We start from the raw sequence: 12,488 nt of genomic DNA on the forward strand, positions 1-12,488 counted from the left end.
TAGGCGTTTCTAGCCCGCTCGGCACCACCGAGGCTGCTGACCAGGCACTTCACCTCATCAGACCCTCTAGACCGCCCGAATTACGCGGAACGCAGGCAAGAGGACCTGCCGTGAACCTGCGTATCGCCACCGCCGCCCTCGCTGCCGCCCTGGCTGCTGCCGTCGTCATGCCGGCTGCTGCTTCAGCGAACCCGAAGCCGCCGATGGAGCGTGCTCCGGTCGCTCTGGGTCTGACCACCGACATGCGGCTGGTCGAGTTCCCTGTCGACCAGCCCTCCAAGACCCAGGCGATCGGTAAGGTGACCGGCCTCGAAGGCGACACCAAGATCCTGGCCATCGACTTCCGTGTCCAGGACGGACGGCTCTACGGCCTGGGTGACAGGGGCGGCGTCTACGTCCTGGACACCGAGAACGCACAGGCCCGCAAGGTCTGCGTGCTCACGCTCGCTCTGGACGGGACCGCGTTCGGCTTCGACTTCGACGCGGCGGCCGACAACATGCGCATCGTCTCCGACACCGGCCAGAACCTCACCCACGACCTCAACACCCGGACCACCACCAGCCATGCTGCGCTGCGGCGTGCCGAGACCCCCAACGAGACGGCGCTCGGTGTCACCGCGCTCGGCTACACCAACAACGACCGCGACGAGTCCACCGACTCCACCGCCTTCGTCCTCGACACCATCACCGACCGCGCCTCCGTACTGTCCCCCGGCAACGACGGCCTCCTCGCATCCCTCGGCGACCTCGGCCGTGACATCGAAGGCGACGCCGGCTTCGACATCCGCTACAACACCGTCACCGGCTTCAACACCGGCTACAGCGTTTTCAAGGCCCTGGGCCGCGGCGGCTACCGCCTCGCCAGCGTCGACATCCTCAACGGCCAGACCACCGAACTCGGCACCTTCGGCACCAACAACCAGGTCCGGGACATCGCCGTCACCCTCGACGACAACACCGCACGATAACCAGCCTGACCCTCGCGCCGCAGCGAGGGCGCGAGGGCGCGAGGGCGCGAGGGCGCGAGGGTGGCCGAACACACCACGAAGCTCCTGGTGATACGAGCACACGCAGATTTCGTATCCACCAGGAGCCTCGACGCACCTGCCTCATTGAACGTCTTTCATCCTGAATAGGTGCAGGTCAGGATGGTGTGGACGGCCTTTACGATGGTGCCGATGCGGTTGGTGGAGCATCGCGCTCGTCGAAGAACCTTCCACGATTTCAGCAGTGCGAAGGCTCGTTCGCCGGGTGCCCGGAGGCGGGCATGGTCGCGGTTGAACTGCTGGTAATGCTCGGGCTGGTCGCGGTGCCGGTAGTACGGGGTGCGGACGGTCGCGCCGGCGCCCTGGTACGCGCGGTCCGCGAGTACGAGGATCTGCCTGGTCAGGCAAGCCTGGACGATGCCATGGGCGCGGGCCGCGGTCAGGTCGTGGGTTCGGCCCGGCAGGGCTCGGGAGAACCACAGGGGTGTGCCGTCCGGGCGGGCGATCACCTGCACGTTCATCCCGTGTTGGCGGTGCTTCATCGAGTAGTACGGCTCGTCCGCTCCGATCCGGTCGGTGGGGATGAGGCTGCCGTCAACGATGACGAAGTCTTCCTCACCCAGACCGACGAGGGCCTCGTGCAGTCCCGGAGCCCACGCGGCCAGAACGTCCAGGGTCTCCTCGACGTACCGCCAGGCCGTCGCTTCCGACACCCCGAACCCCGCTCCCACCTGCGCGAATGTCTCGTTCTTCCGCAGGTGGGCGAGTGCAAGCAGAGCCTGCTTGAAGCAACCCAGCCTCCGCCAGGGAGAGTTCAGCTCCTGTCGGCGGGCATGGAGAAGCCAGGAAACATGCTCAACCAGCTCATGCGGGACGTCGAGCGTGGCAGGATACGGAACCAACGAAGCCTCCGGCACCGATGTGATGAGTGAGATCACCACACCAACGACGGAGGCTTCGCCATGTCACCATCCACCCCGCTGACCTGCCCATTCACCCCGCAGAGACAGGATGAAAGAGGCTCATTGGGGCATCAGCACCCTTTACTCGCCTATTCGACACAGAAGCCGGGGGAGGAGACGACCGTGCCGTCATCGCACACCCAGGGAGGGGTGATTGAGGCGCCGTTGTCTACGCTGGCGACAGGGCTTTGATGCCCCAGACCGGTGACACTGTTGACTGGGTGGTGGTCGCCAGCGATGACGTGATGCCCGGTGCCGGCAGTCATGGTGACGGTATTTCCGGTGCCCTGATTGCTGCCGTTGTCGGCGTGCGCCACACCGGTAATTACAAGTCCTGCGGCGATCGCCAGGACAGAAATGGATGTCACACGCAAGAGCCTCTTCATGATGTCGCCTTTCCTAATGGCCAGCCGATCGCGGAGGATGACCACTCTAGGGGCGGCAACAATTGGGAGTGTTATTTTCCGTGGGCGCGTCGGAGTGAACCGTTTCGACGGCCCCCCGTGCACCCACCCAACAACCACCACACTGAGCCTTTTCCAACCTGCTGGTCGAGCCGGGTAGTTGGGCTGACAGGCAGGTGAAGCCCCTGGTAGATGGGTTTTCGACCAAGAAATCCGTCTCCACCAGGGGCTTCGTGTGCTTGTCTACCCGTCGGGCGTCGACGTGTCCTGAGGCTGATCCCGGGGAGCGGACACCGGGTTTCATGCGGCGAGCGACAGCGTACGTGTCGTGATGAGTTGTTGTTCGAACTCGGCTGGGGTGCGGTATCCGAGTGCGGAGTGGCGACGGCGCTGGTTGTAGTACGCCAGCCAGCGGAACAGCTGGAGCCGGGTCTGTGCCTTCGAGGTCCAGCGGCGGCCGTGGAGCAATTCGTGCTTGAGACCCTGGAAGAACGACTCGGCGAGGGCATTGTCGTAGCTCGAGCCGACCCGGCCCATGCTGCGACGGATGCCGTGCCGGCGGCAGACGTCGGCGAAGGCGGCCGCGTTGTACTGGGCGCCTCTTTCCGTGTGAAAGACGACGCCGCGGACCTGGTCACCGCGGGAGGCCACGGCCATCTCGATCGCGTCGGTGACCAGCGAGGTGCGCATGTGGTCCGCGATCGACCAGCCCACGACCCTCCTCGAGCAGATGTCGATCACTGTGGCGAGGTAGAGCCACGTCGCACCGGCGGCTGTGTACGTGATGTCGCCGCACCATCTGGTGTTCAGCGTGTCCGCGTTGAAGTCGCGCATCACCAGGTCCGGCACGGGCGGCGCGGTCCTGTCCGCGATCGTGGTCCGCTTCTTCCTCCGCAGGTGCCGGCCGACGATGTCGTTGACCCGCATCAGCCGGGTCACCCGCTTTCGGTTGACACCCCGTCCCCTCGCCCGAAGCTCGGCATGGACGCGTGGCGCCCCATACGCCCCTCGATGTTCGGCATGGATCGCACGGATCTCGTCCACGGTGCGCTTCTCCTCGGCCCGGCGTTCTGCGCGTGCCTGCTCGGTGGCCAGGTGCCGGCAGTAGCCGGCGCGGGACACCCCGAGCACCCGGCAGATCCGCTTGACGCCGAAGTAGGCACGGTTCTCGGAGATGAAGTCCCAGCGGCGGGGTCTCGCTTCACCTCCCGGGCGAAATAGGCGGCTGCCCGGCGCAGGATCTCGCGCTCGAGGCGCCACTCCTGCTCGGCTTTCAGCAGCCTGGCGTTCTCTGCCCGCAGCCGGGCCAGCTCGTCCGTCGCGCTCACGCCGCGATCAGGTCCCTCGGGCGAGGCCTGGCCCTCCGCCTTGCGGACCCACGTCCGCAGCGACTCCGCGGTGATACCAAGCTCCGCGGCCACCGCCGCATACGTCCGTTTCCCAGCCCCGGCGCGATAGAGCGCGACAGCGTCGTTCCTGAACTCCTCCGGATACGGAGACCTGCGTCCCACCTGGACATCCCTCCCTGGACCATCAAGATCCATTGTCAGGGTGTCCACTCCAAGGGATCAGCCTCACTGCGGTCAGCAGGGCCCCCTGTCTACACGCACACCCACCCCCACACGTGCCCGCCGCCACCCAGTACAGCGCCCCATCATTGACGGCACGTCAACCGGCCGCCGCAGGGCCCTGGCCGAAGAGGGGTACATCTGACGCCGTCACGTCCAGGCGCAGCCGCTTGAAGCGCAGCGGGGGTGACGGAAGACACCGCCGTGGTCGAGGGCCCGATCCACGCTGACCTCGGCGAGACATCATCCGCTGCCTGAAGCGGTACGTCGCCCGAGAGGCTTTCCGGGCGCTGACCTGCACAGACAGCCCAAGGACCGACCTCACACAGGCCGCTTGACGGACAATAGAAGCATCTTCGGTGCATGCCCCAATGCCGTACTGAAGGTTCGTCACACCCATGTAACCAGCGGGTTCTCCAGCCATCAGGACTACGAGGCAGCCCTGGCTACGGGGTGCACACGGCGTAGGCATGGAAGAATTCGGTATTACTCCCCAGATTCCGTGCAGTCACTGCCCACCCTTGTTGAGGGGGAGTGAAGGGGGTGTTTTGCTCAAACCGGAAATTGTCGTTACCTGACGTTAGCCAGCCACCTCCTGTGGCGACGCTGCCGACTGGGCACGTAGCAATCGCCTGGACGATTCCGCCGGGAGCAACGTTTGTCTGAGGGGAGACGACGTGCGTTGTTTTTGTGACACCTGCCGGGCCGGTTGCGCCCGTCGCACCTGCCGGGCCGGTTGCGCCCGTCGCACCTGCCGGGCCGGTTGCGCCCGTCGCACCTGCCGGGCCGGTTGCGCCCGTCGCACCTGCCGGACCGGCCGCACCTGCCGGACCGGCCGCGCCCGCCGGACCGGCCGCGCCCGCCGGACCGGCCGCGCCCGCCGCACCGGCCGGGCCCGCCGCACCGGCCGGGCCCGCCGCACCGGCCGGGCCCGCCGGACCGGCCGGACCGGGAGGTCCGGGCTGGCCTTCCTTGCTTCCATCGTGGCGGGGGTGACCGTGCTCTTCGTGTCCGCACTCGTCACGTTCACCACCGTGAGTGGGCGGCCCCTCCTGGCAGGGTCCTCCCTTCGGCTCCTCCGGCACGGCCACTGCAGTCCTGTCGGCTGCCACCAGTGCAGCCGCCTGTGCGCTCGTACAGAGCGCCGCAGTCACCATGATTCCGGCCGCGACTACTCCCAGGGACCGTGCTCCCGGCCGACCAGCGAACTTCATCCGCCACTCCGTTACCCTCGTGCCAACAATGGGACCCCAAGGCCAGTCATTGCCACACGCCCTGCCCACTAGACCAATTTTCTCTCCATTCACTCTTGGGTCTGAAGATCCTATAGATCGTCAAGCGGTCTGAGGGAGGGGTTTCGGCGGCACTGTCACGTTGTCGAGGGCGTGATCGCCTGAGGATGCGTCAGGGCATGCCGGGGCCCAGTCTGGTCCAATGCTCAGGCCGTGGCGAGCATGCCGGTGGTGCCGGTGATCTGGTTCCGGATGGTGAAGCGGACTCTCATTTAGAAGCGGTAGCGGCCGGCAGTCAGGTGCCGGTGGGGGCGGAAGTGGGGACTGTCACCTTGTTCAGCGGTCTGAGATGATCTTCGGGTTGTGGGTGCCTGGGGAGGGCACTGTCACGTTATCGAGGGCGTGATCGTTTGATGGTGCGTCAGGGTGTGGTGAGGTGCCGGCGGTCTGCTGTTCAGGCCGTGGCGGACATGACTGTGGCACCGGTGATGTGGTTCCAGATGGTGAAGCGGACCCTCATTTCGAACCGGTACCGGCCGGCTGTCATGAGGTGCCGGTGGGGGCGGAAGTGGGGCGAGATCCCGGTGAACGCCGACAGGAACCTCTGCGCCCCGCCGACACTGCGGAACCCCTTCATCGCGCGTTCCCGCTGCCTGGTGGGCTGGTGGGAGTTCTCCGCCCGGTTGTTCAACCCCTTGTGGGAACGGTGCTCCACCGACGGCATCACCTCACGGTGCGCAGCCCCGTACGACCGGAGCTTGTCCGTGATGACCACCCTGGGCACCTGGCCGGTGGTGGTGAGGAGCCGGCGGAAGAAACGCCTGGCCGCAGCCTTGTCACGCCGGTTCTGGACCAGGATGTCGAGGACGTTGCCGTCCTGATCCACGACCCGCCACAAGCACCTCTGCACCCCGCTGATCTTGATGAAGACCTCGTCGAGGTGCCACTTATCGCCCGGCTGCGGGCACCGCCGGCGCAGGGCGTTGGCGTAGGTCTGGCCGAACTTCGGACACCACCGCCGGACCGTCTCGTACGAGACGACCACACCGCGCTCGAGCATCAGCTCCTCGACCTCACGGAAGGAGAGCGGGAAACGGAAGTACAGCCACACACAGTGCGCGATGATCTCTACGGGGTAGCGGTGGTTCTTGTACGACGGCGACGCAGACGACACGAACCCCACCCCTCGCCGGGTACCCACAACCCGAAGATCATCCCAGACCGCCGAACAAGGTGACAGTGCCCTTCCGCAGCGTCGGCGGGACGCAACGCTTCCTGTCCGCGTTCACCGGCATCTCACCCCACTTCCGACCCCACCGCCACCTCATGGCCGCCAGCCGGTACCGCCTCGAAATGACGATCCGCTTCACTATCTGGAACGCGATTACCGGCGCCACCGGCATGCCCGCCACGGCCTGATCCACGGCCAGACCGGGCCCCGGCATGCCCTGACGTTCCATCAACCAGCCACACCACCGACAACGTGACAAGGCCCCTGACAGTGCCAGGTGACCTGCACGAATCACGATGAAACTTTCTCATTCGGCCTCGGCACTGTCAACGATAGAGGCACAAAAGACGCCAGTCGGCTCAATCCCAGTAGGCCGACCTTGGTCCACGGTGCTTCGATGACTCTGTCTCGCGGCGATCAGCTCCAAACTGCACTGACGCGGGAGAAGCCAATCACCCGTTGAGTACAGAAGAGATTTGTCGCCGTTCCAGAATCAGAAAGGGAGCCTAAAGTCCATGCTTTCACACCGGACTGTTCGACGCACTGCCGCGCTCACCGCATGCATTCTCGCGGCGCTCAGCTCCCCCGCCGCAGCCTCCGGGCTGCTACCCACCCCTGAAGGCTCGGCCAGGTCAGACAAGACCACAGCCACGCTAGCCGAACCCCGTGCCGCAATCTTCACTGAAAGCTTCGGCCAAAACCTGGGAAACACACCGACCCCGCTGACAGACTACGTGGCCGCCCCCCCACTGAACGAGACCTACACAGCAGACCCCTACTGGCTGGACCTGGCCAACTGCAACGGGATCATCATCAACTACGCAGCCGACTCAGGCCAGTGTGGAGGCAGAAGGTCCGCGAACGCACTGGGCCAGATCGGCGGAGCGAACCCGACAACCAACCATGCCCTGACCAGCGGGACGAATAGTGGACCTGTGCCTGCAGACGGGACGGTAATCGAGACTCAAATCCCGATCCCGTTGACGTCAACAAACCGATACCTGGAACTTCAGGTGGACGTAGCAGCGACTGCCTGCAACACAGTCGGCCCCGAGCTGAAGCTCTACCTCCTCGACGGTACCCAAGAAATCCCCGCCTTCACCACCCCCATCAACCCGTGCACCGACCCGAAAGCAAGAATCTTCGTGGTCGACATGCAGCCAGTATCAGCTCGCACTTACACTAGCCTGCCAGTGTTCTTCACTGGCTCATCCGTAGGCTTCAGAATTCGCAACGGTCAAACTGCAGCCCAAGGAAACGACTTCGGCATCGACAACATTCGAATCGTCGCCAAAACCAATAACAAAGAGAAAGGCAAGGGGACCAGCAAGGCGCCCTGACCCCGGGGTTAGGGCGCCTCGAACTTCCGCGGGGTGCGCCCGGCGAAGCACGTGTGGCACGTCTCGGTCCGCAACCACGACGATGACCGGGTCCTGTCCGACGCGGAGTGGGCGGAGGTCGCGGCCGCGATGGTGGACGCCGCGGGCATCGCCCCGTACGGCGACGAACAGGCCTGCCGGTGGATCGCGGTACGCCACGCCCCCGACCACATCCACATCGCGGCGACCCTCGCCCGCGTCGACGGACGCCAGCCGCGTCTGCGCGGCGACATCGTCGCGATGCACGCCGCCGCCCGCGCCTTCGAAGCCCGCTGGAACCTCACCCCGATGTCCCCCGGCGACCGGACCGCGCGCCGCGCCCCGGCCACGGGGGAGATGGCGAAGGCGGACCGGCGGGGCCTGGTGGAGACGGCCCGGGAGTCCCTGCAGCGCACGGTCCGTCAGGCCGCCGCGCTGGCAGCCGGGGACACCGATTTCCTGGAGCGGCTGCGCGACGGAGGCCTTCGTGTGCGCGAGCGCCGCGACGAGGCCGGGGTCCTGCTCGGGTACGCGGTCGCGCTGCCCGGGGACCGGGCCGACGGCGGGAGCCGGCCCGTCTGGTTCTCCGGCAGCTCGCTCGCCTACGACCTCTCCCTGCCGCGCGTCCGTGAGCGCTTCGACATCCCGGTGGGCGCGCAGGAGTGGGCGCGGGCGGAGGCCCGTATCCGGGAGGCGGCCGGTCTGCTGGGGCGGGCCGGGCAGGCGGAGGGGGCTGGGGATGTGGCCGCGCTGGGCGACCTCCTGGTGGCCGCCGCCGTCCACGCCCCCGCCCTCGTCCGGACACGGTTGCAGGCGGCGGCGGAGGCCTTCGAGCAGGCCGGCCGCGCACCCGGCGAGCGGGCGCTGACGGGGCAGGCGCGGGCGGGATGGCGGGCCTCCGCGCGCGCGTTGGAGCGCGCCCCGCGCACGGCCCGGGGCGGCGGCGCGGCCGTGGTCCTGACGCTGCTCCTCGCCCTGGTGGAGGCGGTGGAGGCCGCCCGGTTGTGGCACGAGGCGAAGGAGCACCGGGCGCAGGCCAAGGCAGCGGCCGACGCCGGTCTGCTGCTCCGCGAGGCCGCCGTCGCGGCGGGTGCCCCCGCCGCCCGCACAAGCCGTGCGGCTCCTTCGCGTACGCGGGCAGCGGGCCGTGGCCCGGCACCGTCGCCGCGCGTTAGCCCGGTAGCACCGCGCACGCCGCCCGGCCCGGAACGGGGCCGGGCCCGTCCCGGTCCCGCTGACCGCGCAATCCGCCGAGATCCGAGGAGCCTCCTGCTGATGGTCACCCCCGCCCCCATGCCCGTCGGCGAGCCGTTCTCCGAAGCGCTCGCCGAGGCCGCGCAGTCCGCCGCCCTCGCGATGCGCCTCTTCTTCACCGTCGCCGACGCCGTCCGCCGCGCAGCCCAGAAGGCCCGCCAGGGCAAGGAGGACGAACTCGGCGAGGACACGGCGAAGCTCGCCCCGGGCTGGGCCGAAGCACAGCTGCGCCCGGTCCTGGACGCGGGCGGGCACTGTCACCTTGTTCGGGCGGTCTGGGATGATCTTGGGGTTGTGGGTGTCCGTGAGGGGTGGGGTTCGTGTCGTCTGCGTCGCCGTCGTACAAGAACCACCGCTACCCGACAGAGATCATTTCCCACTGTGTGTGGCTGTACTTCCGCTTCCCGCTCTCCTTCCGTGAGGTGGAGGAGATGATGCTCGAGCGGGGTGTGACCGTCTCCCACGAGACCATCCGCCGGTGGTGCCTGAAGTTCGGCCAGACGTACGCCAACGCCCTGCGCCGCAGGCGCCCGCAGCCGGGCGATAAGTGGCACCTGGACGAGGTCTTCATCAAGATCCGCGGGGTGCGGAAGTACTTGTGGCGGGCCGTCGATGCCGACGGGAACGTGCTCGACATCCTGGTCCGGAGCCGTCGGGACAAGGCCGCGGCCAGGCGTTTCTTCCGCCGGCTCCTCACCACGACCGGGCAGGTGCCCCGGATGCCCTCGGTCGAGCACCGCTCCCCCAAGGGGCTGAACAACCGGGCGGAGAACTCGCACCAGCCGACGAGGCAGCGGGAACGGGCGATGAAAGGGTTCCGCAGTGTCGGCGGGGCGCAGCGGTTCCTGTCGGCGTTCACCGGGATCTCACCCCACTTCCGCCCCCACCGCCACCTTATGACAGCCGGCCGGTACCGGTTCGAAATGAGAGTCCGCTTCACCATCTGGAACCAGATCACCGGCACCACCGGCGTGCTCGCCACGGCCTGAGCAACGGGTCGGCGATGCCCCATCAGGACCTGACGCACCATCAAACGATCATGCTGCCAACAATGTGACAACGCCCCCGAAGATCATCCCACCCCGCCACCGACAACGTGACAAGGCCCGCCCACGCGCTTATTACGCCACTCCTCGGGGGGCCGTTCCGCGGGACCTGGCACCCGAACAAGGCGGAGTGGGTGCGCAAGGAACGGTGAGCGCCATGCCTACTCCGGCCAGGGGCCGGCTGCGCCCGGAAGTCGGCCGCCGGCGCACTATTTTTAGTCCGAGCCTTGCTCGTAGCCGGGTGTAACGTTGCCGGGTCTATTGAATAGGGGGTTGGGCGGAACGTACACGTCCCAGTTGTGGCCATGGTGGCATCGATGCTTGGGGCGTATTGACTGATGGTTTTTGATGTGGCGGCAAACTGATCTGCACCCGTTATATGGGCATTGAGTTGCGCAGACGCCTTGCGGTCGAAAATCTCGATGCTTGGTGTCTGTGTCCCACTGCCCTGGATGTTCGCTGCCATAAGAGGGCTGGGGAGTGTTTACTCCCAGCATTTCACCCATGGTCGGTTCAAGGCGTACGGTCGAGCATGCAAGCCAATAGTATTTATGTCCTGGTCCGTAAAAGTTGAAAAGATCTGAGAGGAGAGTCCTTCCGTCGACGGTGACCAGCGTGATGCCGCGCAGGTAGGCACTTTCGGCGTACATGGAGTAGTCCTGAGTTGCCACATCGGGGGCCAGGGTGTAATTAAATACTCCAGAACCTCCCACGATTGTTCGCGAGGCGTGGATCTCGATTTGGGCAAGCTCTGCAGCTGTTGCGTTCAGAAGTGTATTCTCTATATCTTCGCGCAACAGCCCTTTCAGGCCTTCAGTGAAGAAATATATCACCGAACCTTCTGGCACTGTGCATATGGGATGAGCGGTGGAGGGTATTAGACCCCCATGTCCTTCGAATACAATTACTGCCATCTTCGACGATTCCTTATATTGCGATTATTGGTCTGCGTGAATTTACTATCATTTGCACCCCGTGGTCTTCTATCCTCATAGGGCAGCGTTTCGTCCTCGCGCGGATCCGGCTGCGGGCTGTGGAACGCCAGGGCTGATTCATAGTCGTGTTGATCATGTTGCGTCGCAGGTCAGGGGTAGTCCGAGGAGGTCGAGTGGGCGGGTGAAGGGTGTGTGGGAGGTTTCTCGGAGTCCGGCGGCGATGTTGTAGTGGCCGGCGTCGTGAAGGGTGTTGATCGCGAGGTTGTGGAGGGTGGCCATGTTGGCGGGTCCGTGTCCGGTGCGGATCTTGGAGGCGTCCTCGGCGAAGGTGGTGTTCCGGACGTGGTGGACGGCCTCGATGCCCCACTGTGCTCTGGCGATATGGCCGATGAACTGGGGTGATGCCTCGAGCGATGTCATGCTGGTGATGGCGTGGATGGTCTGGCGGGTGACGCGGGGTCAAAGTCCAGGTCGAGATCGGTGACGGTGAGGGGGCCTCCCCCTGAGTGGTGGACACGCTGATACTGGATCTTGATTGATCCGGAGGAAGCGAGAAGACCGCCGATGGCGCTGAAGGACTATTCGGACGAGTTCAAGGCCGATGCCGTGGCCCTGTACGAGTCCAACGCCCGGTGCGACGTACAAGGGCATCGCCGCTGACCTGGGCGTGAACCGGGCGACCTTCTTCCTGTTGACCGTCCGGCCTCGTCTGCGCAGCTCGGCGTGGACCCGCGGGGCGCCGTAGGCTCCCCGGGAGCCAGGGCCTGTGTGGATCGCCCGGATCTCGTCGGCCAGCTCGTCCTCGGCGGCCTGCCGCTCCCGTGCCGCCGGGCGCGAGGCCTTCCAGGCGTAGTACGTCGAGCGCGGCACGTCCAGCACGCGGCATAGCAGCGACAGGCCGGGTATCGGCTGGTCATCTGGGGTGCCGAGGCCGGGATCGGCTCTCTGCGCGTCGATGAAGCCGCACACCGTGTCGGTGTCTACTTCAACGTGTCCGTCGCGAAGAGAGCCGTGGCTTTTTTCAGGATGGTCACCGTCTGCTCCAAAGCTCGCGGTCGTGGTGTGGTTCGGTTGGGTGAATTGGTGGAGTGTCGCGGTTCCAGTCTTAATCCGGTAGCTAAAATGAAGCACACAGTCTGTACCGGTCTCATCGTGAACCCTGGGAAAGCTGTCCCCGTCCCGAGCTGTTTGTCAGCCGGCTGATAGGAATCGGCATACGGATGACAGTGGACTTCGTTACTTGCCCGCGGAGCGGCTGGTCCTGGAGGCGGAGCCGGAAGGAACCCGGGTGGGGGAGCGAAGCGGACACACCCAACGGGCCGAAGACCCTAACCCTGTGAACAGGGTCACCCAGGCTTGCGAAGCGGGCCGTTCGGGGTGGAGCGAAGCGGAACCCCGAACAGTCCGGAGCGAAGCGCAGGACCCCGGCCCGAAGGGCCGGCCCTGAGGAGCGCGAAGCGCCCTCCCGCTGAGCGAAGCGAAGCGGGTCGTTGGCACAGCGCGCAGCGCTGT

General features: G+C 66.0%; 10 protein-coding genes and 3 pseudogenes. 6 read left to right on the forward strand and 7 right to left on the reverse strand.

Going from position 1 to position 12,488, the window contains the following annotated elements:
* Positions 1–110 precede the first annotated feature (110 nt).
* Positions 111–968 (forward strand): DUF4394 domain-containing protein, encoded by an 858-nt coding sequence (locus ACTVZO_RS39720; protein ID WP_443302997.1) that lies wholly within the window; start codon positions 111–113, stop codon positions 966–968.
* Between the two features lie 155 nt (positions 969–1,123).
* Here ACTVZO_RS39720 and ACTVZO_RS39725 read toward each other — a convergent pair whose 3' ends face one another.
* The 4 genes from ACTVZO_RS39725 to ACTVZO_RS39740 all read right to left on the reverse strand — a co-directional run bounded on the left by ACTVZO_RS39725 (position 1,124) and on the right by ACTVZO_RS39740 (position 6,326).
* Positions 1,124–1,927 carry a transposase family protein gene (locus ACTVZO_RS39725; protein WP_443302918.1) on the reverse strand — a complete coding sequence of 268 codons (804 nt, stop codon included), beginning with the start codon at positions 1,925–1,927 and terminating at the stop codon, positions 1,124–1,126.
* A gap of 110 nt (positions 1,928–2,037) precedes the next feature.
* Positions 2,038–2,334 carry a hypothetical protein gene (locus ACTVZO_RS39730; protein ID WP_443302998.1) on the reverse strand — a complete coding sequence of 99 codons (297 nt, stop codon included), beginning with the start codon at positions 2,332–2,334 and terminating at the stop codon, positions 2,038–2,040.
* Positions 2,335–2,652: 318 nt separating this feature from the next.
* Positions 2,653–3,863 (reverse strand): IS3 family transposase gene (locus ACTVZO_RS39735; RefSeq protein WP_443302999.1). Its coding sequence is split into 2 segments (ribosomal slippage): positions 2,653–3,617 and positions 3,617–3,863, totalling 1,212 coding nucleotides; the frame shifts between segments, so codons are not numbered across the junction.
* Between the two features lie 1,743 nt (positions 3,864–5,606).
* Positions 5,607–6,326: an IS6 family transposase gene (locus tag ACTVZO_RS39740; RefSeq protein ID WP_443303000.1), complete on the reverse strand. Its 720-nt coding sequence runs from the start codon at positions 6,324–6,326 to the stop codon at positions 5,607–5,609.
* A 71-nt stretch (positions 6,327–6,397) separates the two neighbouring features.
* On the opposite strand from ACTVZO_RS39740, the pseudogene ACTVZO_RS39745 reads away from it, so the two are divergent.
* The 4 genes and pseudogenes from ACTVZO_RS39745 to ACTVZO_RS39760 all read left to right on the forward strand — a co-directional run.
* Positions 6,398–6,571 (forward strand): annotated as a pseudogene (locus tag ACTVZO_RS39745) (IS6 family transposase); the annotation flags it as partial.
* Positions 6,572–6,898: 327 nt separating this feature from the next.
* Positions 6,899–7,723: a hypothetical protein gene (locus tag ACTVZO_RS39750; protein WP_443303001.1), complete on the forward strand. Its 825-nt coding sequence runs from the start codon at positions 6,899–6,901 to the stop codon at positions 7,721–7,723.
* A 33-nt stretch (positions 7,724–7,756) separates the two neighbouring features.
* Entirely contained in the window at positions 7,757–9,430 is a 1,674-nt protein-coding gene (locus ACTVZO_RS39755; RefSeq protein WP_443303002.1) for a mobilization protein, read from the forward strand.
* Complete coding sequence (locus ACTVZO_RS39760) at positions 9,316–9,984, forward strand: IS6 family transposase (RefSeq protein WP_443303003.1); 669 nt, start codon at positions 9,316–9,318, stop codon at positions 9,982–9,984. Before ACTVZO_RS39755 ends, ACTVZO_RS39760 begins: the two co-directional genes overlap by 115 nt.
* Positions 9,985–10,256: 272 nt before the next feature.
* Here ACTVZO_RS39760 and ACTVZO_RS39765 read toward each other — a convergent pair whose 3' ends face one another.
* Complete coding sequence (locus ACTVZO_RS39765; RefSeq protein ID WP_443303004.1) at positions 10,257–10,955, reverse strand: putative adhesin; 699 nt, start codon at positions 10,953–10,955, stop codon at positions 10,257–10,259.
* Positions 10,956–11,108: 153 nt separating this feature from the next.
* On the reverse strand, positions 11,109–11,396 hold the full coding sequence (locus ACTVZO_RS39770) for a hypothetical protein (protein ID WP_443303005.1): 288 nt from the start codon (positions 11,394–11,396) through the stop codon (positions 11,109–11,111).
* 144 nt (positions 11,397–11,540) lie between these two features.
* On the opposite strand from ACTVZO_RS39770, the pseudogene ACTVZO_RS39775 reads away from it, so the two are divergent.
* A pseudogene (locus ACTVZO_RS39775) lies at positions 11,541–11,658 on the forward strand (transposase); the annotation flags it as partial.
* Between the two features lie 50 nt (positions 11,659–11,708).
* Here ACTVZO_RS39775 and ACTVZO_RS39780 read toward each other — a convergent pair.
* Positions 11,709–12,107: pseudogene (locus ACTVZO_RS39780) on the reverse strand (hypothetical protein); the annotation flags it as partial.
* Positions 12,108–12,488 lie beyond the last annotated feature (381 nt).

The sequence above is a fragment of the Streptomyces sp. IBSNAI002 genome (genome assembly GCF_052244475.1).
Taxonomy (GTDB): Bacteria; Actinomycetota; Actinomycetes; order Streptomycetales; family Streptomycetaceae; genus Streptomyces.

Excerpts from the sequence above, each read along its gene's own strand:
- ACTVZO_RS39770 (WP_443303005.1), bottom strand. The coding sequence starts at position 11,396 with ATGACATCGCTCGAGGCATCACCCCAGTTCATCGGCCATATCGCCAGA.
- ACTVZO_RS39750 (WP_443303001.1), top strand. The coding sequence starts at position 6,899 with ATGCTTTCACACCGGACTGTTCGACGCACTGCCGCGCTCACCGCATGC.
- ACTVZO_RS39765 (WP_443303004.1), bottom strand. The coding sequence starts at position 10,955 with ATGGCAGTAATTGTATTCGAAGGACATGGGGGTCTAATACCCTCCACC.
- ACTVZO_RS39730 (WP_443302998.1), bottom strand. The coding sequence starts at position 2,334 with ATGAAGAGGCTCTTGCGTGTGACATCCATTTCTGTCCTGGCGATCGCC.